The 20,051-nt window shown below is 73.3% G+C and carries 19 protein-coding genes; 13 read left to right on the forward strand and 6 right to left on the reverse strand.

Annotated features, from left to right (window positions below; genetic code table 11):
- Positions 1–91 precede the first annotated feature (91 nt).
- From ACIQFU_RS06170 to ACIQFU_RS06210, 9 genes are all read left to right on the forward strand, one after another.
- On the forward strand, positions 92–1,609 hold the full coding sequence (locus ACIQFU_RS06170) for a sugar ABC transporter ATP-binding protein (protein ID WP_402549361.1): 1,518 nt from the start codon (positions 92–94) through the stop codon (positions 1,607–1,609).
- Positions 1,606–2,646 carry an ABC transporter permease gene (locus ACIQFU_RS06175; protein WP_402549362.1) on the forward strand — a complete coding sequence of 347 codons (1,041 nt, stop codon included), beginning with the start codon at positions 1,606–1,608 and terminating at the stop codon, positions 2,644–2,646. Before ACIQFU_RS06170 ends, ACIQFU_RS06175 begins: the two co-directional genes overlap by 4 nt.
- The gene (locus tag ACIQFU_RS06180; protein ID WP_402549363.1) at positions 2,639–3,670 is read left to right on the forward strand and encodes an ABC transporter permease; all 1,032 of its coding nucleotides are present in this window, start codon (positions 2,639–2,641) and stop codon (positions 3,668–3,670) included. Before ACIQFU_RS06175 ends, ACIQFU_RS06180 begins: the two co-directional genes overlap by 8 nt.
- Positions 3,671–3,709: 39 nt before the next feature.
- The gene (rhaS, locus tag ACIQFU_RS06185; RefSeq protein ID WP_402549364.1) at positions 3,710–4,792 is read left to right on the forward strand and encodes a rhamnose ABC transporter substrate-binding protein; all 1,083 of its coding nucleotides are present in this window, start codon (positions 3,710–3,712) and stop codon (positions 4,790–4,792) included.
- A gap of 48 nt (positions 4,793–4,840) precedes the next feature.
- Positions 4,841–5,161 (forward strand): L-rhamnose mutarotase, encoded by a 321-nt coding sequence (locus tag ACIQFU_RS06190; protein WP_402549366.1) that lies wholly within the window; start codon positions 4,841–4,843, stop codon positions 5,159–5,161.
- A gap of 88 nt (positions 5,162–5,249) precedes the next feature.
- Positions 5,250–6,275, forward strand: coding sequence for a LacI family DNA-binding transcriptional regulator (locus ACIQFU_RS06195; RefSeq protein ID WP_402549368.1), 1,026 nt, complete (start codon positions 5,250–5,252; stop codon positions 6,273–6,275).
- Positions 6,276–6,390: 115 nt separating this feature from the next.
- Positions 6,391–7,692 (forward strand): alpha/beta fold hydrolase, encoded by a 1,302-nt coding sequence (locus ACIQFU_RS06200; RefSeq protein ID WP_402549369.1) that lies wholly within the window; start codon positions 6,391–6,393, stop codon positions 7,690–7,692.
- Positions 7,693–7,747: 55 nt separating this feature from the next.
- Positions 7,748–8,491, forward strand: a complete 744-nt coding sequence (locus ACIQFU_RS06205) for a PIG-L deacetylase family protein (protein WP_402549371.1) — start codon at positions 7,748–7,750, stop codon at positions 8,489–8,491.
- Positions 8,492–8,596: 105 nt separating this feature from the next.
- Positions 8,597–9,448 carry a pentapeptide repeat-containing protein gene (locus ACIQFU_RS06210; RefSeq protein WP_402549372.1) on the forward strand — a complete coding sequence of 284 codons (852 nt, stop codon included), beginning with the start codon at positions 8,597–8,599 and terminating at the stop codon, positions 9,446–9,448.
- Here the strand turns inward: ACIQFU_RS06210 and ACIQFU_RS06215 are convergent.
- Complete coding sequence (locus ACIQFU_RS06215) at positions 9,410–11,005, reverse strand: cytochrome P450 (RefSeq protein WP_402549373.1); 1,596 nt, start codon at positions 11,003–11,005, stop codon at positions 9,410–9,412. The two genes, ACIQFU_RS06210 and ACIQFU_RS06215, sit on opposite strands and share 39 nt — an antisense overlap.
- Before the next feature lie 122 nt (positions 11,006–11,127).
- Between ACIQFU_RS06215 and ACIQFU_RS06220 the strand changes: the two genes are divergently transcribed.
- Positions 11,128–11,736 (forward strand): TetR/AcrR family transcriptional regulator, encoded by a 609-nt coding sequence (locus ACIQFU_RS06220; RefSeq protein WP_402549375.1) that lies wholly within the window; start codon positions 11,128–11,130, stop codon positions 11,734–11,736.
- A 102-nt stretch (positions 11,737–11,838) separates the two neighbouring features.
- Complete coding sequence (locus tag ACIQFU_RS06225) at positions 11,839–12,564, forward strand: DUF2470 domain-containing protein (RefSeq protein ID WP_402549376.1); 726 nt, start codon at positions 11,839–11,841, stop codon at positions 12,562–12,564.
- On the opposite strand, the gene ACIQFU_RS06230 is transcribed toward ACIQFU_RS06225, so the two are convergent.
- From ACIQFU_RS06230 to ACIQFU_RS06245, 4 genes are all read right to left on the reverse strand, one after another.
- The gene (locus ACIQFU_RS06230; RefSeq protein ID WP_402549378.1) at positions 12,532–13,752 is read right to left on the reverse strand and encodes a lactonase family protein; all 1,221 of its coding nucleotides are present in this window, start codon (positions 13,750–13,752) and stop codon (positions 12,532–12,534) included. The genes ACIQFU_RS06225 and ACIQFU_RS06230 overlap by 33 nt on opposite strands.
- Before the next feature lie 161 nt (positions 13,753–13,913).
- The gene (locus ACIQFU_RS06235; protein WP_402549379.1) at positions 13,914–14,960 is read right to left on the reverse strand and encodes a hypothetical protein; all 1,047 of its coding nucleotides are present in this window, start codon (positions 14,958–14,960) and stop codon (positions 13,914–13,916) included.
- 62 nt (positions 14,961–15,022) lie between these two features.
- The gene (locus tag ACIQFU_RS06240) at positions 15,023–16,279 is read right to left on the reverse strand and encodes an FUSC family protein (RefSeq protein WP_402549380.1); all 1,257 of its coding nucleotides are present in this window, start codon (positions 16,277–16,279) and stop codon (positions 15,023–15,025) included.
- Positions 16,280–16,384: 105 nt separating this feature from the next.
- Positions 16,385–16,879 (reverse strand): FBP domain-containing protein, encoded by a 495-nt coding sequence (locus tag ACIQFU_RS06245; protein ID WP_402549381.1) that lies wholly within the window; start codon positions 16,877–16,879, stop codon positions 16,385–16,387.
- Positions 16,880–17,074: 195 nt separating this feature from the next.
- Here ACIQFU_RS06245 and ACIQFU_RS06250 point away from each other — a divergent pair, with 195 nt between their 5' ends.
- Positions 17,075–18,364, forward strand: coding sequence for an ROK family protein (locus tag ACIQFU_RS06250; protein WP_402549382.1), 1,290 nt, complete (start codon positions 17,075–17,077; stop codon positions 18,362–18,364).
- Between the two features lie 103 nt (positions 18,365–18,467).
- Positions 18,468–18,776, forward strand: coding sequence for a hypothetical protein (locus ACIQFU_RS06255; protein WP_402549383.1), 309 nt, complete (start codon positions 18,468–18,470; stop codon positions 18,774–18,776).
- A 146-nt stretch (positions 18,777–18,922) separates the two neighbouring features.
- Here ACIQFU_RS06255 and ACIQFU_RS06260 read toward each other — a convergent pair whose 3' ends face one another.
- Complete coding sequence (locus ACIQFU_RS06260; protein ID WP_402549385.1) at positions 18,923–19,954, reverse strand: SDR family oxidoreductase; 1,032 nt, start codon at positions 19,952–19,954, stop codon at positions 18,923–18,925.
- Positions 19,955–20,051: the final 97 nt, after the last annotated feature.

The raw sequence follows: 20,051 nt of genomic DNA on the forward strand, positions 1-20,051 counted from the left end.
GGCCTCGCTGCCTAACGTCCCCGGCAACCGAGTTGAAACCTTTCACGACGCCGTGAGGGCCGTCCCGCCCGGCGTCGTCGAGGAGCCCCCAATGACCCACCCGTCCGACACGGGTTCGGCCCCGGTTCTGGCGCTCAGGGACGTCTCCAAGTCCTTCGGCGCGGTCCGTGCGCTGCGGGACGTCTCCCTGGAACTGTTCCCCGGCGAGGTGCACGCCCTCGCCGGCGAGAACGGCGCCGGAAAGTCGACCCTCATCAAGACGCTGGCCGGAGTGCACCGGCCGGACGCAGGCCACGTGCTGCTCGACGGCGCACCGGTCGTGTTCCACGGCCCCGGCGACGCCCGCGACGCCGGCATCGCCGTGATCTACCAGGAGCCCACCCTCTTTCCCGATCTGTCGATCGCCGAGAACATCTTCATGGGCCGCCAACCGCGCCGCGCCCTCGGCCGTATCGATCACAAGGCGACCCATGCGGCCACCGCCGAACTCATGCTCCGTCTCGGCGTGGAACTCGACCCCGACCGGCCCGCGCGCGGCCTGTCCATCGCGGACCAGCAGATCGTGGAGATCGCCAAGGCGCTCTCCTTCGACGCCCGTGTCCTGATCATGGACGAGCCGACCGCCGCCCTCACCGGCAGCGAGGTGGCCCGGCTCTTCGGCGTGGTGCGCACCCTGCGCGAACAGGGCGCCGCGGTGCTGTTCGTCTCCCACCGCCTGGAGGAGATCTTCCGCATCTGCCAGCGGGTCACCACCCTGCGCGACGGCGCCTGGATCGCCGGCGAGCCCCTGGAGGGCATGACCGAGGACGACCTGGTGCGCCGCATGGTCGGCCGCGACCTCGACGAGCTGTACCCCAAGCAGGAGGTCACGCCCGGCGAGAAGGCCCTCAGCGTGCGCAGGCTCACCCGCGAGGGCGTCTTCACCGACGTCTCCTTCGAGGTGCGGCGCGGCGAGATCGTCGCACTGGCCGGACTGGTCGGCGCCGGACGCACCGAGGTCGCCCGCGCCGTCTTCGGCGTCGACCGCTGGGACGCGGGCGAGGTGGAGGTCGACGGCAAGCCCCTCGTCAACGGCGCGCCCTCGGCCGCGATGGCCGCCGGTCTGGCGCTCGTCCCGGAGGACCGCCGCGCCCAGGGCCTGGTGATGGGCATGTCCATCGAGCGCAACATCGGCCTCACCGGCCTGCGCACGACCGTGAAGGCCGGCCTGATGGACCGCGGCGCCGAGCGCAGCCGCTCCCTGGACTGGGCGGTCAAGCTCCAGGTCAAGTACGCGCGCATCGCCGACACCGTCGCCACCCTCTCCGGCGGCAACCAGCAGAAGGTCGTCCTCGCCAAGTGGCTGGCCACCGGCCCCAAGGTGCTGATCGTCGACGAGCCCACCCGCGGCATCGACGTCGGCACCAAGGCCGAGGTGCACCGGCTTCTCTCGCAGCTCGCCGCCGACGGGGTGGCCGTCCTGATGATCTCCTCCGACCTGCCCGAGGTCCTCGGCATGGCCGACCGCGTCCTCGTGATGCACGAGGGGCGCCTGACCGCCGAGATAGCCCGCACCGACGCCACCGAGGAGACCGTGATGGCCGCAGCCACGGGGAGGGCCGCCGCATGACGGTCACCGCACCCGACCAGGCCCCGGTGGCCGACGTGCCGAAGGCCGGCGCGACCCGGCTGGTGGACCGCATCTTCAAGATGCGCGAACTGGCCATCCTGCTCGTCTTCCTGGTGATGATCGCCCTCACCCAGGCCGGCAACAGCGAGTTCCTGTCCGAACAGGGCATCAAGGACCTGCTGCTGAACGCGACCATCCTGGTCCTGGTCGCCACCGGACAGTCCCTCGTCGTCATCACCCGCAACGTCGACCTGTCCGTCGGCTCCACACTCGGCATCAGCGCCTTCGCCGCCGGCATCTACCTCCAGGACGGCGGCAACCCCGTCGTCGCCGTGCTGCTCGCGGTGGGGACGGGAGTCGGCTTCGGTCTGCTCAACGGCCTGCTGGTCAGCCTCGGCCAGGTCCCCGCCCTGGTCGTCACCCTCGGCACCCTCTACATCATCCGCGGCATCGACTCCATCTGGGTCGGCTCCCGGCAGATCACCGCGGCCGACCTGCCCGGCGGCTTCGTCGACTTCGGCTCCGGCGGCGTCTCCGCCGTGCCCTGGCTGGCGCTGATCGCCCTCGCGGTGCTCGTCGCCACGGCGTACTGCCTCAAGCACTTCGGCAGCGGGCGCGAGCTGTACGCCCTCGGCTCCAACCCCGAGGCCGCCCGGCTGGCCGGCATCCCGGTCCGCAAGCGGATCCTGGCCGCCTACACCTTCTGCGGCGCCCTCGCGGGACTCGCCGGCGCCCTCTATCTGGCCCGCTTCGGCAACGTCGACTCCGGCACCGGCAACGGCTACGAACTGACCGTCGTCAGCGCCGTGGTGGTCGGCGGCGTCGTCTTCACCGGCGGCTCCGGCAGCGTCTACGGCGCGGCCCTCGGCGCGCTGCTGCTGACCTCGATCAACAGCGTGCTGCCCGCCCTCGGCGTCAGCTCCGTGTGGGTGCTGGCCATCAACGGCATCCTGCTCATCCTCGCCATCGCCGTCGACCGGATCGTCGCGTTGCGCGTGGCCACCGCTCTGAAGAAGAGGAACGCCCGCCATGGCTGACAGCCCCCTGACGCGCGCCGGCCGATGGTCCGCCTCCTTGAGGTGGGACGGGGCGGTCGGCGCCCTCCTCGTGGTCGTGCTGCTGCTCTCCTTCGGTTTCGTCGACGGGTTCGGCAACGCCCTCAACCTGTCCTTCCTGATCGGCAACACGCTGCCGATCGCGCTGATCGCCCTGCCCATGACGCTGCTGGTCGTCTCCGGCGAGATCGACCTGTCGGTCGCCTCCACCGCGGGCCTGTCCGGCGCGGTGATGGGCGCCCTGTGGAACCAGGGCATGACCATCGAGACGATCATTCCGATCTGCCTGCTGCTCGGCGTGGCCTGCGGCCTCCTCAACGGCCTGCTGGTCACCCGGCTCGGGCTGCCCTCCCTCGCCGTCACGATCGGAACGCTGGCCGCCTACCGGGGCATCGCGCAGATCGTGCTCGGCTCCGACTCGGTGACGGACTTCCCCTCGCAGTACCTGGACTTCGCGGCCGGACGCGTCGACGGCACCTTCGTCCCGTACGCCTTCCTGCCCTTCCTCGTGCTGCTGGCCGTCGCCGTCGTCGCCCTGCACGCCATGCCGCTGGGCCGGTCGCTGTTCGCCATCGGGGCCAGCGAGGAGGCCGCGCGCTTCGCCGGCATCCGGGTCAAGCGGCAGAAGCTGATCCTGTTCACGCTGACCGGCCTCATGTCGTCCCTCACCGGCGTCTTCTGGGCGCTGCACTACGCCAGCGCCCGCTACGACAACGCCACCGGCCTCGAACTGTCCGTCGTCGCCGCCGTACTCCTGGGCGGCATCGACTTCGACGGCGGCAAGGGCACGCTCGGCGGGGCGATCGCGGGCGTCTTCCTGCTCGGCGCGCTCCAGAACGTGATGAGCCTGCAGGACGTCTCCGCCCAGTCGCAGATCGTCGTCACCGGCGTCCTGCTCGTCCTCTCCGTGCTCGGCCCCCGGCTCGCACGGCAGATCTCCCTCGCGAGGTCCGGACGCAGGGCGGCGTCGACACCCCCGTCCAAGGCGCCCGCGCCCACCCCGTAACCCGTCACCGGCTCCGTCCACCCTCATAAGGAACCCACCATGCGCAAGTCGTCCATCCGCCGTACCTGCGCGGCCCTCGCCGCCGTCACCTCCCTCGCCCTGGCCGCCACCGCCTGCGGCGGCACCACGAAGGAGGACGTCAAGGACGAGGGCGGCAAGTCCGCCGCGGAGGGCAAGGCCGACCCCAACGCCGCGACGAAGAAGGGGCTGACCGTCGGCTTCCTGCCCAAGCAGGTCAACAACCCCTACTTCACCGTCGCCGACAAGGGCGGCGAGAAGGCCGTCAAGGAGCTGGGCTCCAGCTACAAGGAGGTCGGCACCTCCAGCGGCACCGACACCGCCGGCCAGGTCTCCTACGTCAACACGCTCACCCAGCAGCAGGTCGACGCCATCGCCGTCTCCGCGCAGGACCCGGGCGCGCTGTGCACCGCGCTCAAGCAGGCGATGAAGAACGACATCAAGATCGTCACCTACGACTCGGACACCAACCCCGAGTGCCGCAACGCCTTCATCTCCCAGGCGTCCGCCGACGACATCGGCCGCACCCAGGTGCAGCAGATGGCCGAGCAGATCGGCAACAAGGGCGAGATCGCGATCCTGTCCGCCGCGCAGACCGCGACGAACCAGAACGCCTGGATCGAGATCATGAAGGACGAGCTGAAGGACCCGAAGTACAAGGACATCAAGCTGGTCAAGGTCGCCTACGGCGACGACGACGCCCAGAAGTCCTTCCAGCAGACCCAGGGCCTGCTCCAGGAGCACCCCAACCTGAAGGGGATCATCTCCCCGACCACCGTCGGCATCAAGGCCGCCGCCCAGTACCTGTCCGGCTCCAAGTACAAGGGCAAGGTCAGGCTCACCGGCCTCGGCACCCCCAACGACATGCGCAAGTACGTCAAGAACGGCACCGTCGAGGCGTTCGAGCTGTGGGACCCGGCCAAGCTCGGCGAGCTGGCCGCGCGCACCTCCGTCGCCCTCGCCTCCGGGCAGATCACCGGCAAGGAGGGCGAGACCTTCAAGGCCGGTGCCATGGGCGAGTACACCATCGGCAAGGACGGCGTGATCAACCTCGGCAAGCCGACCGTGTTCACCGCCGACAACGTCGACCAGTTCGACTTCTAGACCCCGTCCTTCGTACAGTCCCCACCCTTCGTACGGGAGCGGTACTTCATGCAGCGCGTCTGTTTCCTGCTCAAGGTCCGCCCGGACCGCATCGCGGAGTACCGCGAACGCCACGCCGCCGTGTGGCCGGAGATGTGCGAGGCACTCTCCGCCACCGGCTGGCACAACTACTCGCTCTTCCTGCGCGACGACGGCCTGCTCGTCGGCTACCTGGAGACCGAGGACTTCGCCGCCGCCAAGGCCGGCATGGAGGCCACCGAGGTCAACGCCCGCTGGCAGGCGGAGATGGGCCCGCTCTTCGAGTCCCTCGACGGGGACCGCCCCGACGAGGCGATGAAGCCCCTCACCGAGGTGTTCCACCTCGCCTGAAGGGGGTCTCCCCGGGGCGGCACGGGTACTGTGTGAAGGTCCCGCGGCCGCCCCCCACACCCACCCCGACCTCGGAGGTCCCTGCCCGATGGCCCATTCCGTGGGTATCAAGGACGTCGCCCGCGCCGCCGGAGTTTCCGTGGGCACGGTCTCCAACGTCATCAACCGTCCCGACACCGTCGCGACCGAGACCCGCGCGCGTGTGCTGTCCGCGATCGACCGGCTGGGCTACGTCCGCAGCGAGTCCGCGCGCCAGCTGCGCGCGGGCCGCAGCCGCATCATGGGGCTGCTCGTCCTGGACATGGGCAACCCCTTCTTCGTCGACGTCGCCCGCGGGGCCGAGCGGGCCGCCCGCGAGGCCGGGCTCGGGGTGATGGTCTGCAACAGCGCCCAGAACCCGGCCGAGGAGGCCGAGTACCTCTCGCTCTTCGCCGAGCAGCGCGTCCGCGGCGTCCTGCTCACCCCCGCCGACGCCACCGGCCGCAACATCGAGGGCTTCCGGCGCCACCACATCCCCTTCGTCCTGGTCGACCGGGTCGCCGAGGGCACCACCGAGTGCTCGGTCTCCGTCGACGACGTCGCGGGCGGCGCCCTGGCCGTGCGCCACCTCGTGGACGCCGGACACCGCTCCATCGCCTACGTCAGCGGCCCGCCCGGCCTCAACCAGGTCCGCGACCGCCGCACCGGCGCCCTCGCCGCGCTCGCCGAGGCCGGGCTCGGGCCCGACGCCCTGCGCGAACTGCCCACCGAACGCCTCGACGTCTCCGCGGGCCGCGACGCCGGCGCCCGACTGCTGGGCCTCGCCGACCGGCCGACCGCCGTCTTCTGCGCCAACGACCTGCTCGCCCTCGGTGTGCTCCAGGCCATGTACGCCGCCGGGGTCGGCGTCCCCGACGACCTCGCGATCGTGGGCTACGACGACATCGAGTTCGCCGCCGCCGCGGCCGTCCCGCTCACCTCCGTGCGCCAGCCCGCCGTCACCATGGGCGCCATGGCCGCCGAACTGCTCCTGGAGGAGACCGAGCTGGAGGGCACGGACCGGACCCACCCGCACCGCCGGGTCGTCCTCCAGCCCGAGCTGGTGGTGCGGCGCTCCAGCCTCGCCGCCCGCTGACCGTCCGTTCAGTACGATTTCATGATCCCGGGGGTCGGTGGCCGCAAGAACGTGTGCTGAACTGGGACCCGGCCAAAACAACCGGCCGTCACCTCCGTCCGCCCCGGGAGACCCCTTGAGCGTCAGCTACCGCCAGCCAGGCGTCGTCCTCACCGACCGCCGTTTCACCGTTCCCCTCGACCACGCCGACCCGGACGGGGAGACGATCGAGCTGTACGCCCGCGAGGCCGTCGCGAGCGACAAGGCCGACAAGGACCTGCCGTGGCTCGTCTACCTCCAGGGCGGGCCCGGCGGCAAGGCGGACCGTTTCGTCGGACGTCCCGCCTGGTTCGGCCGGGCCCTCCAGGAGTACCGCGTCCTGCTCCTGGACCAGCGCGGCACCGGCGCCTCCACCCCGGCCAACCGCCAGACGCTCCCGCTGCGCGGCGGCCCCGCCGAGCAGGCCGACTACCTCACCCACTTCCGCGCCGACGCCATCGTCCGGGACTGCGAGGCCGTCCGCCCCCAGGTGACCGGCGGCGCCCCCTGGACCGTCCTCGGCCAGAGCTTCGGCGGCTTCTGCACCGTCGCCTACCTCTCGCTGGCCCCCGAGGGCCTGAGCACCGCCCTGATCACCGGCGGCCTGCCCTCCCTGGAGGCCCACGCGGACGACGTCTACCGGGCCGCCTACCCGCGCATCGAGCGCAAGGTCGTCGCGCACTACGCCCGCTACCCGCAGGACATCGAGCGCGCCCGCCGCATCGCCGACCACCTCCTCACCCACGACGTGGTCCTGCCGAACGGCTACCGCCTCACCGTCGAGGCCTTCCAGTCCCTCGGCATCATGCTCGGCGGCGGAGAGGGCAGCCACCGCCTGCACTTCCTCCTGGAGGACGCCTTCGTCCGCACCCCGAACGGACACGAACTCTCCGACTCCTTCCAGGAGCAGGCGCAGGGCCTGCTGTCGTACGCGGGCCGCCCGCTGTACGCCCTCGTCCACGAGGCCATCTACGGCCAGGACGCGCGCCCCACCGCCTGGTCGGCCGAGCGGGTCCGCGCGGAGTTCCCGCGCTTCGACGCCGCCAAGGCCCTCGCGGGCGACGAACCGCTGCTCTTCACCGGCGAGTCGATCCACCCCTGGATGTTCGACTGCGACCCGGCGCTGCGCCCCCTGCGCGAGACGGCGGAACTGCTTGCCGCCCGCACCGACTGGACACCGCTGTACGACCCCGCCCGCCTGGCCGCCAACGAGGTGCCGGCCGCCGCCGCCGTCTACCACGACGACATGTACGTCGACACCGCGCACTCCCTGACCACCGCCCGTACGGTCCGGGGCCTGCGCACCTGGGTCACCGACGAGTTCGAGCACGACGGCGTACGGGCCGGCGGCCCCCGGGTCCTGGACCGGCTGCTGGCGCTCGCCCACGACGAGGCGTGAGGAGCGGGGCCCCAAATCGCGGTGGGACGCCGGTGGCGCGGGTTAGTGTGCGGGCATGACGGAGCCGACGATCACGCAACTGGAGCCCATGCCCGGCGACTGGCGCCGCGCCCTCGCCGTCGTCGCCCACCCCGACGACCTGGAGTACGGCTGCTCGGCGGCGATCGCCTCCTGGACCGACGAGGGCCGCGAGGTCGCCTACGTGCTCGCCACCAGGGGCGAGGCGGGCATCGACACCCTGCCGCCCGCCGAGTGCGCGCCGCTGCGCGAGCGTGAGCAGCGTGCGAGCGCCGCAGTCGTCGGGGTGAGCGAGGTGGAGTTCCTCGACCACCGGGACGGCGTCGTCGAGTACGGCACCGCGCTGCGCCGCGACATCGCCGCCGCGATCCGCCGGCACCGGCCCGAGCTGGTCATCACCCTCAACCACCGGGACACCTGGGGCGGCGTCGCCTGGAACACCCCGGACCACGTCGCCGTCGGCCGGGCCACGCTCGACGCGGCGGCCGACGCGGGCAACCGGTGGATCTTCCCGGAGCTGACCGAGCAGGGCCTCGAACCGTGGAACGGCGTGCGCTGGGTCGCGGTCGCCGGCTCTTCCTCGCCCACCCACGCCGTGGACGCCACCCCGGGCCTCGAACGCGCGGTGCGCTCGCTGCTGGAACACCGCACGTACATCGAGGTGCTGACCGAGGAGGACCCGGAGACGTACGTGCGCGGATTCCTCACCGGCTTCGCCCAGGCGGCCGGCGAGCGGTTCGGCGGCAGGCCGGCGGTGACCTTCGAGGTCTTCGGGCGGTAGCGGCATCGCGGGGGAGCGGGGCGTGACGGCGTCCAGGGTGGTGCGCAGCGTTGCCGCCGGGGGTCTCGGCACGGCCGCCCGCCGACGGCCCGTATCCTCGACGACATGCGAGAACACACGGCGGCGGACCGGACGGATCTCCCGGCCCGCGCGGAGCTGCGCGGCGACTGCGGGAGCTGCTTCGGCCTGTGCTGCGTGGCCCTGCCGTTCGCCCGCTCGGCGGACTTCGCGATCGACAAGGACGCCGGCACCCCCTGTACGAACCTCCGCACCGACCACCGCTGCGGCATCCACGCGAGGCTGCGGGACCGCGGCTTCAGCGGCTGCACGGTCTACGACTGCTTCGGCGCCGGGCAGCGGGTCTCCCAGGTCACCTTCGGCGGTGCGGACTGGCGCGACGGCCCGCCGGAGCTCGGGCGCCGCATGTTCGACGTGTTCCCGGTCGTCCGCCAACTGCACGAGCTGCTCTGGTACCTGACCGAGGCACTGACCCTGCCCGCCGCCCGCCCGGTCCACGCCGACCTGCGCCGCGTCCTCGCCGACACCGAACGCCTCGCCGAGGGGACCCCCGAGGAGCTGGCCGTCCTCGACGTGGGCGCACACCGGCAGCGTGTCAACGCGCTCCTGCTGCGCACCAGCGAGCTGGCCCGGTCGGGCACCCGGGGCCGCAAGAAGAACCGCCGCAACGCCGACCTGATGGGCGCCCGCCTGAGCGGCGCCGACCTCGCCGGCGCCGACCTGCGCGGGGCCTACCTCATCGCCGCCGACCTCACCGGCGCCGACCTGCGGGGCGCCGACCTGATCGGTGCGGACCTGCGCGACGCCGATCTGAGCGACGCGGACCTGACGGGCGCCTTCTTCCTGACCCAGCCGCAGGTCAACGCGGCCCGTGGCGGCCCCGGCACCAGGCTGCCCGGCTCAGTCACCCGCCCGGTGCACTGGACAGCGGGGCGCTGAAACGGAGTCACCGTCGCCCTCGGCCTCCCGGGCCGCCCCGCCCTCCGCGGCGTCGGACGCGCGGGGCGCGGATCCCGGCGTCGAAGGCGCCGACGGGGCCCGCCGGTCCAGACGCAGGCGCAGCCCCTCCGGCATCAGTGTCAGCCGCTCGGTCACCCGCAGCCGGTAGCCGGGGTCCGGCCGCAACTCGTAGCGGCGCAGCAGCAGTCCGAGGACCAGCGTGGCCTCGTGCAGCGCGAACTGCCGCCCGATGCACGCCCGAGCCCCCGTCCCGAACGGCTTGAACGTGTGCGGGGCGCGCGAGCGCACGGCCTTCGCGTCGAAGCGGTCGGGGTCGAAGCGTTCGGCGTCCGGACCCCACACCTCCGGATCGCGGTGCAGCATGCCCGTGAGCACCAGCGCCCAGGCCCCGCGCCGCATCGGGTGCGCGCCGCCGAGCACCGTGTCCTCGCGGGCCTCCCGCGCGAAGCCGGGGGCGGTCGGCCACAGCCGCAGTGACTCGTCCAGCACCCGGCGCACGTAGCGCAGCTTGGCCACCTGCTCGTAGCCGGGCGCCTCGGTGCCGCCCCACACCCGGTCCACCTCGGCGCGGGCCCGGGCCGCGACCTCGGGGTGCTGGGCGAGGTAGTGCAGGGCGAAGGAGAGCGCGCCCGAGGTGGTCTCGTGACCGGCGACGAGGAAGGTGATGACCTGCCGGCGGACGTTCTGGGGCGACAGCCGCTCACCGGTCTCCGGGTGGGCCGTCTCCAGCATCCGGCCCAGCAGGTCGCCGTCCCCGCCCCCGCCCCCGCCGCCGGTCGCCCGGCGTTCGCGGACGAGGTAGTCGACCGTGCGGTTGAGGTGGGCGATGTCGGCGGCGTTGCGGCGGCTCGCGTCGCGCAGCAGCCAGGGGGCGAGCGGAGCGGGCACCGTGTTCAGGCGCTGGGCGTACCCGAGCGTACCCACCATCGCGGTGACGAAGGGATGCGGGCGGGAGCGTTCGAAGGAGCCGAAGTCGTGCCCGAAACCGGTGCGTGAGATGGTCTCCAGGGTCAGCTTGGTCATGTCGCCGGGCACGTCCACCGCCCGGCCCGACGCCTCGGCCAGGTCCCAGTGGGCGGTGAGCCGGGAGGCCACGTCCAGCATCATCACGTGGTAGCCGGCCATGGCCTCGCGGCTGAACCCGGGCGCCAGCACGTCGTGCGCGAGCTGCCAGTTGGGCTCGTGGTTGTACGCCGTGAACAGCCCGTCCCCGGCGACCGGCCGCAGGTTGGCCACCCCCAGGCCCACGTGCTTGGCGAACCGCGTCTCGTCCGCCAGATCGGCGGCGAGGTCCGCGCCCCAGACGAACACGAACTCCTTGCCGAAGGCCCGCCGCCGGAAGATCGGCCCCAGCCGCCGGGCGTACCGCAGCGAGTCCTGCATCGGGGTGCGCCTGCTCGCCCCCACCACGTCGCCGAGCAGCGGCAGCCGGTACGGCGGGTGCGGGATGCGGTGCAGTTCGGGCCAGCCCAGCTCGGCGCTGCGGAAGCCCTTCGGCAGTCCGTCCCGTGCCGTTTCCCTCACTGTCCGGGCCATGACGCGATCTCCCTTGACGCAGCGGCGTGTTGCACGAGCCGAGGCGAGCGTGTTGTACATGGATTCAATAACGCGGCCCAGTCTCGTCCCGTTGTTGAACCGGCGTCAAGTAAGGTGCGGGCATGGCCGCGAACCAGGGCGAGCGCACCCGCCGCCGGCTCAGCACCGCCGAGCGCCGGGAGCAGCTGCTCTCGGTGGGCGCGCGGCTGTTCTCGGACAGTCCCTACGACGAGGTGCGGATCGAACAGGTCGCCGAGATCGCCGGAGTCTCCCGCGGGCTGCTGTACCACTACTTCCCGAACAAGCGGGACTTCTTCGCCGCGGTCGTCGAGCGGGAGAGCGAGCGCATGCTGCGGATGACGGCGGCCGTGCCCGGCGTCCCGGTCCGCGAGCAGCTCACCGCGGGGCTCGACGCGTACCTGGAGTACGTCCGCGCCCACGCACACGGCTACCGCGCCTTCCACCGTGCCGACGCGACCGGCGACCAGGCGGTGCGCCGCGTCTACCGGAAGGCGCTCGCCGCGCAGGAACGGCAGATCCTCGCCGCCCTGTCCGCCGACCCGGAGTTCGGCCCGGCCTTCGAGGAGCGCGGCGACGTGCGGCTGGCGGTGCGTGGCTGGCTGGCCTTCACCACCGCGGTCTGCCTGGAGTGGCTGCGGGACCCGGAACCCGCCCGTGAGCAGGTGCGCGACCTGTGCGCACGGGCGCTGTTGGGCGCCATCGCGCCCTGACGCGGCGTGTCCGCACGGTTCGACGCGGTGTCGTGGTTGGCGCACACCCCGATCTCCGATAGGTTAGGTGAGCCTTACCTAATGAACTGAACGGAGGTTGGGATGGGTGACAGCCACACCTGGACGGCCGCGCCTGCCGCGGCGGAGCAGGCCCGCTCCGTGCTCGCCGCCGCCTGGTCCTGCGCGGTGACCGCGGAGGGCGGCCGCGAGGAGTTCGTCGGCGTGCACACCGTGGCCGACGACGGCCGGGTGCTCCTGCACGTGCCCGAGGACAGCGGCCTGCTCGCCGCGGCGCTGTGCGCGCCCCGCGGTGAGCCGTCCGCCGTGCTGGAGTTCGCCGACGTGGCGCCCGTCCCGGTGCGGGGCCGGATCAGGGCCCGGCTCTGGCTCGCCGGCTGGATGGCCGTGGAGGACGGACACCTGGCCTTCCGGCCCACCCGCGTGGTGCTGCGGCGCCCCTCCGGTGCCGTGGTGATCGACGTCGACGAGTTCACCGCCGCGTCGCCCGACCCGCTGGCACTGGCCGAGGCGCGGCTGCTGACCCATCTCGCCGACTGCCACGACGACGCCGTCCAGCGGCTGACCCGGCTCGTCGACCCGGACAGCCTGCACGGCGCGGTCCGGGTGCGGCCGCTCGCCGTCGACCGGCACGGGCTGACCCTGCGCATCGAACGCGTCCGCGACCACGGTGACGTACGTCTGCCCTTCCATGCGCCGGCCGACGAGATCGCGCAGCTCACGGAGCGGGTGCACGTGCTCCTCGCGCAGGCGGGCGCCGCCTCCTGCCCCCGGGCCCTACAGCGGCAGCGCGCAGACGGCGACGGGTGAGGCGAACGGCTCGCCGGTGGGGCGCAGTTCGCCACCTTCCTCGCCCACGCGGAACGCGCTGACGGTGCCGGAGCGCTGGTTGGCCGCGAACAGCAGCCCGCCGTCCGGGGAGAAGGCGATCTGCCGGGGGAAGTCGCCGCCCGCCGGCACCGTGCCGAGAAGCCGGAGCCGGGCGCCCGCCGCCTCCACCGCGTACCGGCTCAGGCTGTTGTGCCCCCGGTTGGCGAGAAAGGCGTACGCGCCGTCGGACGTGACCAGGAACTGCGCGGGGTAGTTGGCGCCGGACCCCGGGCTCGGCTCCGCCCCGGTGGACTGCGCCTCGCCCACGGTCAGGCGTCCCGTCTGCGGGTCGTACGCGCACACCGCGACGGTGTTGTCGACCTCGTTGGCGAGGTAGGCGTGGCGCCCGCCGGGGTGGAAGGCGAGATGCCGGGGCCCGGCGCCCGGCCGGGTCCGTGCCCGCGAGACCTCCGCGAGGGTCCCCGCGGTCTCGTCCAGGCGGTAGGTGTACACGGTGTCCGTGCCGAGGTCCACGGCGAGGACGTGCTTCCCGTCCGGGGCGGTGACGACCTGGTGGGCGTGCGGCCCGGTCTGCCCGGGGCCCGGCGGGGGAGCGGAGTGCGTGACCAGGCCGGTGCGCTCCCCGAGCGCGCCCGAGGTGTCGATCGGGTGCACGGCGACGCTGCCCGAGCCGTAGTCGGCGCTGAGCAGCCAGCGTCCGCCCGGATGCACGGACAGGTGGCAGGGCGCCGCGCCGCCGGTGCTCCGGCTGCCCAGCACCCTGTGGTCCGACAGCCGGACGGCGGTCACGGCGCCCTCGTCCCGCTCGTTCACCGCGTACACGGTGCGGCCGTCGGGGTGCACGGCCAGGTACGAGGGATCGTCCGTCTCGGCGAGGACACCGCGGCCGGTGATCCGGCCCGTGCCGGGGTCGTACTCGGCGAGCCCGACGCCCTTTCCGCCGCCCTCGGCGGAGGTGTAGGTGCCGACGAGGAGCGGGCGCGGTCCGGAGGACTGCCGCTGCCTGCCCGACGCGCCGCTGCTCGCCCCGGGCGCGGTGCCCGCGGCGGCCGGCCCGTCCGGCCGGTCCGGTCCGCCACAGGCCGCCGCCGCGGGGAGTGCCGCCGCGGCGGCGGTCCGTGCGAGGAGCGCCAGGAGTCGCCGCCTGTTCAAACTGTCACGGTTCATGCCGCTCTCCTGTGCGGGTCGGGTCCGTGGCGGGTCGTGGTGAGGGCGTCCGTGCGAGCATCCCGGCGACCCGCCGCACGCCCCGTCCCACGCCGCCCATGCCGCCCGCCCCTTCCGTGCCGGTCCCTCCACCGGTCCCCGTCCTCCGCCGGTCCCCGTCTCTACCAGTCCCCGTCCTGCACCGGCTTGCCCGGGGCGTCCTTGAGGGGGTGCACCTGGTGGGGCGCGGGCGCCTGCCACGGTTCGTGGTCGTCCCCGATCCAGTCCCCGGCCGGCTTGACGTCCTGGAGCGGCTCGGTGGGTGCGAGGTCGTGGGCGTCCTGGTCGTAGTAGTCGTACCAGGGCAGACCTGCCCGGGTGTACGCCGCCCGGTCCACGGGTGACGGCGGCGGCGCCTCCCCGGTGATGCGGCGCCACTCCGGCGGCGTCACCAGGTGCACGAACACCCTCCCGGCCGGCCGTTCGGCCCAGTGCGCCGGCGGCCGTTGGTCCCGGTACACCTCCTGGCGCATGGAGCCGCCGACGCCGAGCCCCATGGCCGGCGCGGACCGGGGCGCACCGCCGTACGCCGGGGCCGCACCCGGGGCGGCGGGGGCCGAGGCCGGTGCCGCAGCCCCGAAGGCCCCGCCGGGAGGGGCCGCCCTGCGGGCCAGTTCGGTACGGCGCCGCTCCTCCTCGCGCCAGCGGGCCAGCTCCCTGTCGTTGAGCGTGAACGCCTGCAGCTGGACGCCTCCCCAGACCTCCTCGCCGGTGACCTGGCCCTCGACCGTCGCGCCCATGCCGAGCGGCACCGCGACAAACTGACGGACCGTGCCGGTCCCGGAGTTGATGCCGTCCAGCCAGGGCTGGCGGGGGAGGACCACGTAGTTCTGCGGATCGCGGGACAGCCGGTCGCTCCACGGCCTGCCCGAGACCGCGCACACCTTGCCCACCCCCACCTGGAGGGCGGCGGGTTCCCGCGTGCCCGCGAAACTCAGCCACATGGCCTCACGCAGGTACACCGGCAGCATCACACCGCCGCGCGCACGCCACTCCTCGGGCACGGTGCCGGCGTAGTCGCAGACCCGGCGGACCGGGAACTCGCCGAGCCCCGGCGGCAGCGGGTGCGTGCCCGTCTCGGGCAGCCGGAGCGTGCGTATGAAGCGCACCGACGCACCGCCCGGCAGCGACAGCCGGTTCCCGTCGATCCGCACACTGGTGTCGGTCATCCGAACGCCCCCTCATTCGCCGTGTGTCCTTGTGCCCGCGCGCTGTTCGTCGTTCGCCGTCCTCAAGAGGAACGCCGGGCGGCGGTGCCGCGGTTCCGCCGGCGCAGCCCGGCGCGGATCCGGTCCCGCAACCGGGTCAGCCGCGGCATGCGCTCGCGCTGCTCGCGCGTGTGGCGGTCCAGCTCCTCCAGGAGCCGGCGGGAGCGGTGCTCGGTGTCCATCTCGTCGATGATCCGGTTCACCTCGGCCAGCACCGCACCCCGCAGCTGCCACTGCCTCGCGTCGCGCCGGACCTCGTCGAGGAGCAGGTCGGCCAACCTGTCCCGGGTGGCCGCTGCCTGGCGCAACTCGGCGGCCAGACGCTCCTCCGCGGACTCGGCGTTCTCGCTCGCATTGCTGGTGACCAGCACCGAGAAGCTCACCACGGCGTCCGCGATCTCGGACAGCAGCTGCTGGACGGCGGCCCCCGTCTCCGGTGCGAACAGGGGCTCCGGCTCCCGGTCCTTGGCCAGGTCGGTGAAGCTGCGCGCCAGGACCCGCATGACCACCGTGCAGATCTCCAGGGTGTCCAGACCGGTGCGCAGCACGACCCGGTGCAGCAGTCCCTCGCGCACCCGGGGGTTGAACCGGAGGCTGTCCTCGGCCTGGCGGAGGTCCTCGTCCACCTCGCCGATGTCGTGGTCGAGCCGGCGCGCCTCGTGCAGCCGGGCCGCCGCCTCGTGGAACGGCATGCTGCCGGCGGCCTCCTCGCCCATGCGCAGCAGCAGTTGACGCACCTGCCGGGCCAGCCCCACCACGGATTCGCCGGCCTGCTCCACCCACACCGGAGGCGCGAGGATCAGGTTGAAGACCAGACCGACGACGGCCCCGATCAGCGTCTCCACCACCCGGGCCCACGCCAGGCTCCCGTGCGAGGTCACGCCGAGCACCAGCATCGCGCTGATCGCCACCTCGGCGGTGAACTCCTCGGCGCGCACCAGGTGCCCGACGCCCAGCGCCGCCACGATGATCAGCGCCAGACTCCACCAGCTCAGCCCGACCAGCTGGCTGAAGGCGATGGCGACCAGGACACCGGCGACCACCGCGTTCACCCGGCGGAAGCTCATCTTCAGCGTGGCGTAGAGGGTGACCTGGACGACCAGCAGGGCGGTCAGGGGAGCGGTGAGCGGCGCCGCCGACTTGTCGGGACTCAGCCGTACCGCGATGACGTAGGCGATCGAAGCCGCGGCGGCGGAGCGCAGGGCCTGCACGACCATGGGGTCCCTCAGCCACTTCACCCGCCGCAGAGCCGCCTTCGCGGCCTCAAGCACATCCCGCATCCTCGGGCTGTTCCCTTCCGCAGGCGCCTCGAACGTGTCCGATCAGGACGGTAGCGGGAGGCGGGCGGCCGGGCCCCTCTCACGCGCCGGGCGCCGCCGGACGGGTCAGCCGGTCACCTTGGCGACGAACGCGGACAGGTTGCCCAGGGTCCTTGAGACCTGCTCCTCAAGGGTGAGGCTCTCCTCGAACCGGCCGCCGTTCTCCGGAACCTTCTTGCCCCGCAGGTACAGGGAGCAGGCGAGGTCGGTACACATGTACAGGCCGACCGAGTTGCCCTCACGGCCGGCCGCCCCCGCCTTGCGCGCCGTCATCAGCGACACACCGCCCCGCGGATGGGTGGTCAGGCACAGCCCGCACATGCTGCGCTGGAGAAAGCCGCTCCGGACCTGCTGGAACCGCAGCGCCACACCGGCGAGGCGTCCGTCCTGTTCGCAGACCAGGTAGCTGCGGTCGGGCGCCCCGGGATCCCGCCAGCCGAAGAAGTCGAGGTCGCCCCAGGGACGCTCGTCGAGGTCGCGGGGCACGGTCAGACGCTTGGCCTCGCCCTTCGAGCAGTTGATGAAAGAGGTGCGGATGTCCCGCTCGTCGAGTGCTCTCATGGGAGCCTCCCCTTGGTCGAGAAGATCTGTCCTAGGGTCTCTAGGTTTTCACCTAGCGTAAATAGCCTACGGGGCGAGTCGCCACCGTATTTCGGGGAGCGCGAGTTCATAACATGAATTAAGGATGAAGGGAAGTCGCGTGCGGCTGTCCCGCAGAGGTATGTTGCAGACCGGGCACGGCAGGGGAGGAGCCACATGGCGGGGCGGAACGGGCGCACGGTGCGCGACCTCAGGAGGGCCAACCGTACGGCCGTGCTGCAGCGGCTCTACTTCGACGGACCGCTCAGCCGGTTCGAACTGGGCCCGGCCACCGGCCTCAGCTCCGGTTCCGTCAGCAACGTGGTCGCCGACCTGGTCGCCGACGGACTGGTAGAGGAGGCCGGCAGCGTCGACTCCGACGGCGGCCGGCCCCGCACCCTGCTGCGGGTGGCCCCCGCCAGCGGCCACATGATCGGCGTGGACGTCGGCGAGACCCGGGTACGGGTCGAGCTCTTCGACCTGACGCTCACCGAACTCGCCCGCGCCGAACGCCCACTGGCCCAGCAGCGCTACGACGTCGACGTCATCGTCGGACACATCCGCGACGGCATCGCCGAGGTGCTGGCCGCGGCCGGACTGGCACCCGAACGGCTGCTCGGCGCCGGGATCGGCGTCCCCGGCATCGTGGAGCACACCGCCGACCGCGGGGCCGTGGTGCACGGCCAGACCATCGGCTGGGACGCGGTTCCGCTGGAGGCCCTGCTCCGTGCCGGTTCCCCGCTGCCGGACACCGTCCCGTACCTCATCGACAACGGCGCCAAGACCCTCGGCCAGGCCGAGATGTGGTTCGGCGCCGGGCGCGGCGCCCGCAACGCGGTCGTGGTCCTCTTCGGCTCCGGCGTCGGCGCCAGCCTCGTCACCCCCGAGGTCGAGCAGGGCCGGGCGGTCGAGTGGGGGCACCTGACGGTCCGGGTCAGAGGGCGCCGCTGCCGCTGCGGAGCACTGGGCTGCCTGGAGGCGTACGCGGGCGCCGAGTCACTGCTGGCCCGCTGGCGGGAGGAGGGCGGCCGGGTGCCGGAGGGCACCGACGAGGAGACCGCCCTCACCGCGCTGCTCGCCGCCGCCCACCCGTCCGGCGGCGAGGCGGCCGACCCGGTCGCGCTCGCCGTGCTGGAGGAGACCGCCGAGTACCTGGGCGCCGGCCTGTCCGACGTGATCAACCTCTTCCAGCCCGAGCGCATCCTCATCGGCGGCTGGGCCGGCCTCCAGCTCGGCACCCGCTTCCTGCCCGCCGTACGCCGACACGCCGTGTCGTACGCGCTGCGCCACCCCGCCAGGAAGGTGACGGTCGACCTGGGACGGCTCGGCCCGGACGCCGTCACCGTCGGTGCCGCGATCCTGCCCCTGGCCGACTTCTTCGCGCGCGGCGGCAGGCGTCCCGAGCCGGCCCCCGAGTACCCGGTCCCCGCCTGGCGCACGGCGATCGAGGAGCGGGCGCCGCACTGAGGTTTCGCCGGTCACCGAGGAGGTACCCGACGCCGCTCCGAGGACCGTCGGACGACTGCCGGACGGCCCCGGACGAACGGAGAACCACGGGAAGGAGCGCGCCGTGTCCGACCACCGCCACGAAGGCCCGGGTGAGAACGGTGCCCCCGTCCCGCGCGACCTGCCGGACCAGCAGGCCGGGGACCACGACGACCCGTGGGAGGCCGCCTCGCCCACGCGCGAGCAGAGCGAGCACCGGCAGGGCCTGACGGACGAAGCCCCCGAGGGCGACGGGGAGACCGCCGGCGACGCGGAGACGGGGCCCGCGACCGACGTGCCCGACACCGACGAGGCCGGCACGGGCCGGCAGGGCGCACCGCACTCGGGTGCCGTGCACCCCGAGCACCCGGTGCCCGACGAGTCCCCCGGCTGACCGGGCCACCCGGACCAGCGGCGAGGACGAGCCGCCCGGAGATCCGGACGCGGGAGAGCACGAGGAACACGGGAGCGGGGGGGGGGGGGGGGGGGGGGGGGGGGGGGGGCGGGGGCCGCCCCCCCCCCCCCCCCCCCCCGCCGCGCTCAGCCCACCTTGCGCCCGCGCATCGGCTCCGTGTCCGCCCCGGCGCCCTGCCGCAACCCCCGCAGGAACTCCTCCAGCACCTCCGTGGCCGTACGCGTCGCGCGCCAGCCCAGCTCCACCCGCGCCCGCGTGCAGTCCATGACGGGCAGCCGCAGCACCGCGTCGAAGAGGTGCGGCGAGGCCGGGAGCAGCCGCAGACCCCACGCGGCGGCGATCGCCGAGCGGGCCGCGGTGCGCGGTACCCGCACGGGACGCACCCCGATCAGCTCGCCCAGCAGTTCGGCGTCCACCGGCGGCTCCGCCGCGAGGTTGAACGCGCCCCGCGCGTCCTCGGACCGCACGGCCAGCCGGTAGGCGCTCGCCGCGTCGTCCGTGTGCAGAGCCTGCACGCGCAGCCCGGGGACGTCCGGCAGGAACGGGAGCAGCTCCGGACGCGCCGCCGGACCCGGCAGGAACCGGCCGCCGAAGATCCGGCGCTGTTCGCTGGCCGACTCCCGCTTGAACAGGAAGGCGGGCCGCATCCGCACCACCCGGATTCCCGGATGGTCGCGCTCGAAGGTGTCCAGGGCCCGTTCCAGATAGGCCTTCTCCCGGCAGTAGGCCGCGTCCGGCCAGCCGTGCGTCGGCCACGACTCGTCCACCGCGTGGTTCTTGGGCCCCGGCGAGTACGCGCCGACCGAGGAGGCGTGCACCAGCGCCGGCACCCCGGCCGCGGCCACCGCCTCGAAGACCCGGATGGAGCCGAGGACGTTCGTGCGCCAGGTCGTCGCCGGGTCGTGCGTCGGCTGGAACGCCCAGGCGAGATGGACCACGGCGTCGGCGCCGGCGAAGTGGCCGGTCAGGTCGGTCTGCTCCGAGGCCAGGTCGACCGCGGCCCACTCGGTCTTCGCGGGCGACCACTCGGGGATCCGCCTGGCCAGCCCCAGCACGGAGCCCACCTCCGGATCCTCGCAGAGGAGCCGCACCACGCTGGTGCCCACGTTGCCCGTGGAGCCCGTGACCACGATCCTGCTGCCCGTTGTGCTGCTCACCCTGTGCTCCTCTCGGCGGCCTGTCCGTGCGGAGAGCACCGGGTACCCGCCGCCCGGGCGGGGCACGCGCGGGGAGGACGGGCGCCGGGAAGGCGCG

Source organism: Streptomyces sp. NPDC093065, from assembly GCF_044754585.1.
Classification (GTDB): domain Bacteria; phylum Actinomycetota; class Actinomycetes; order Streptomycetales; family Streptomycetaceae; genus Streptomyces.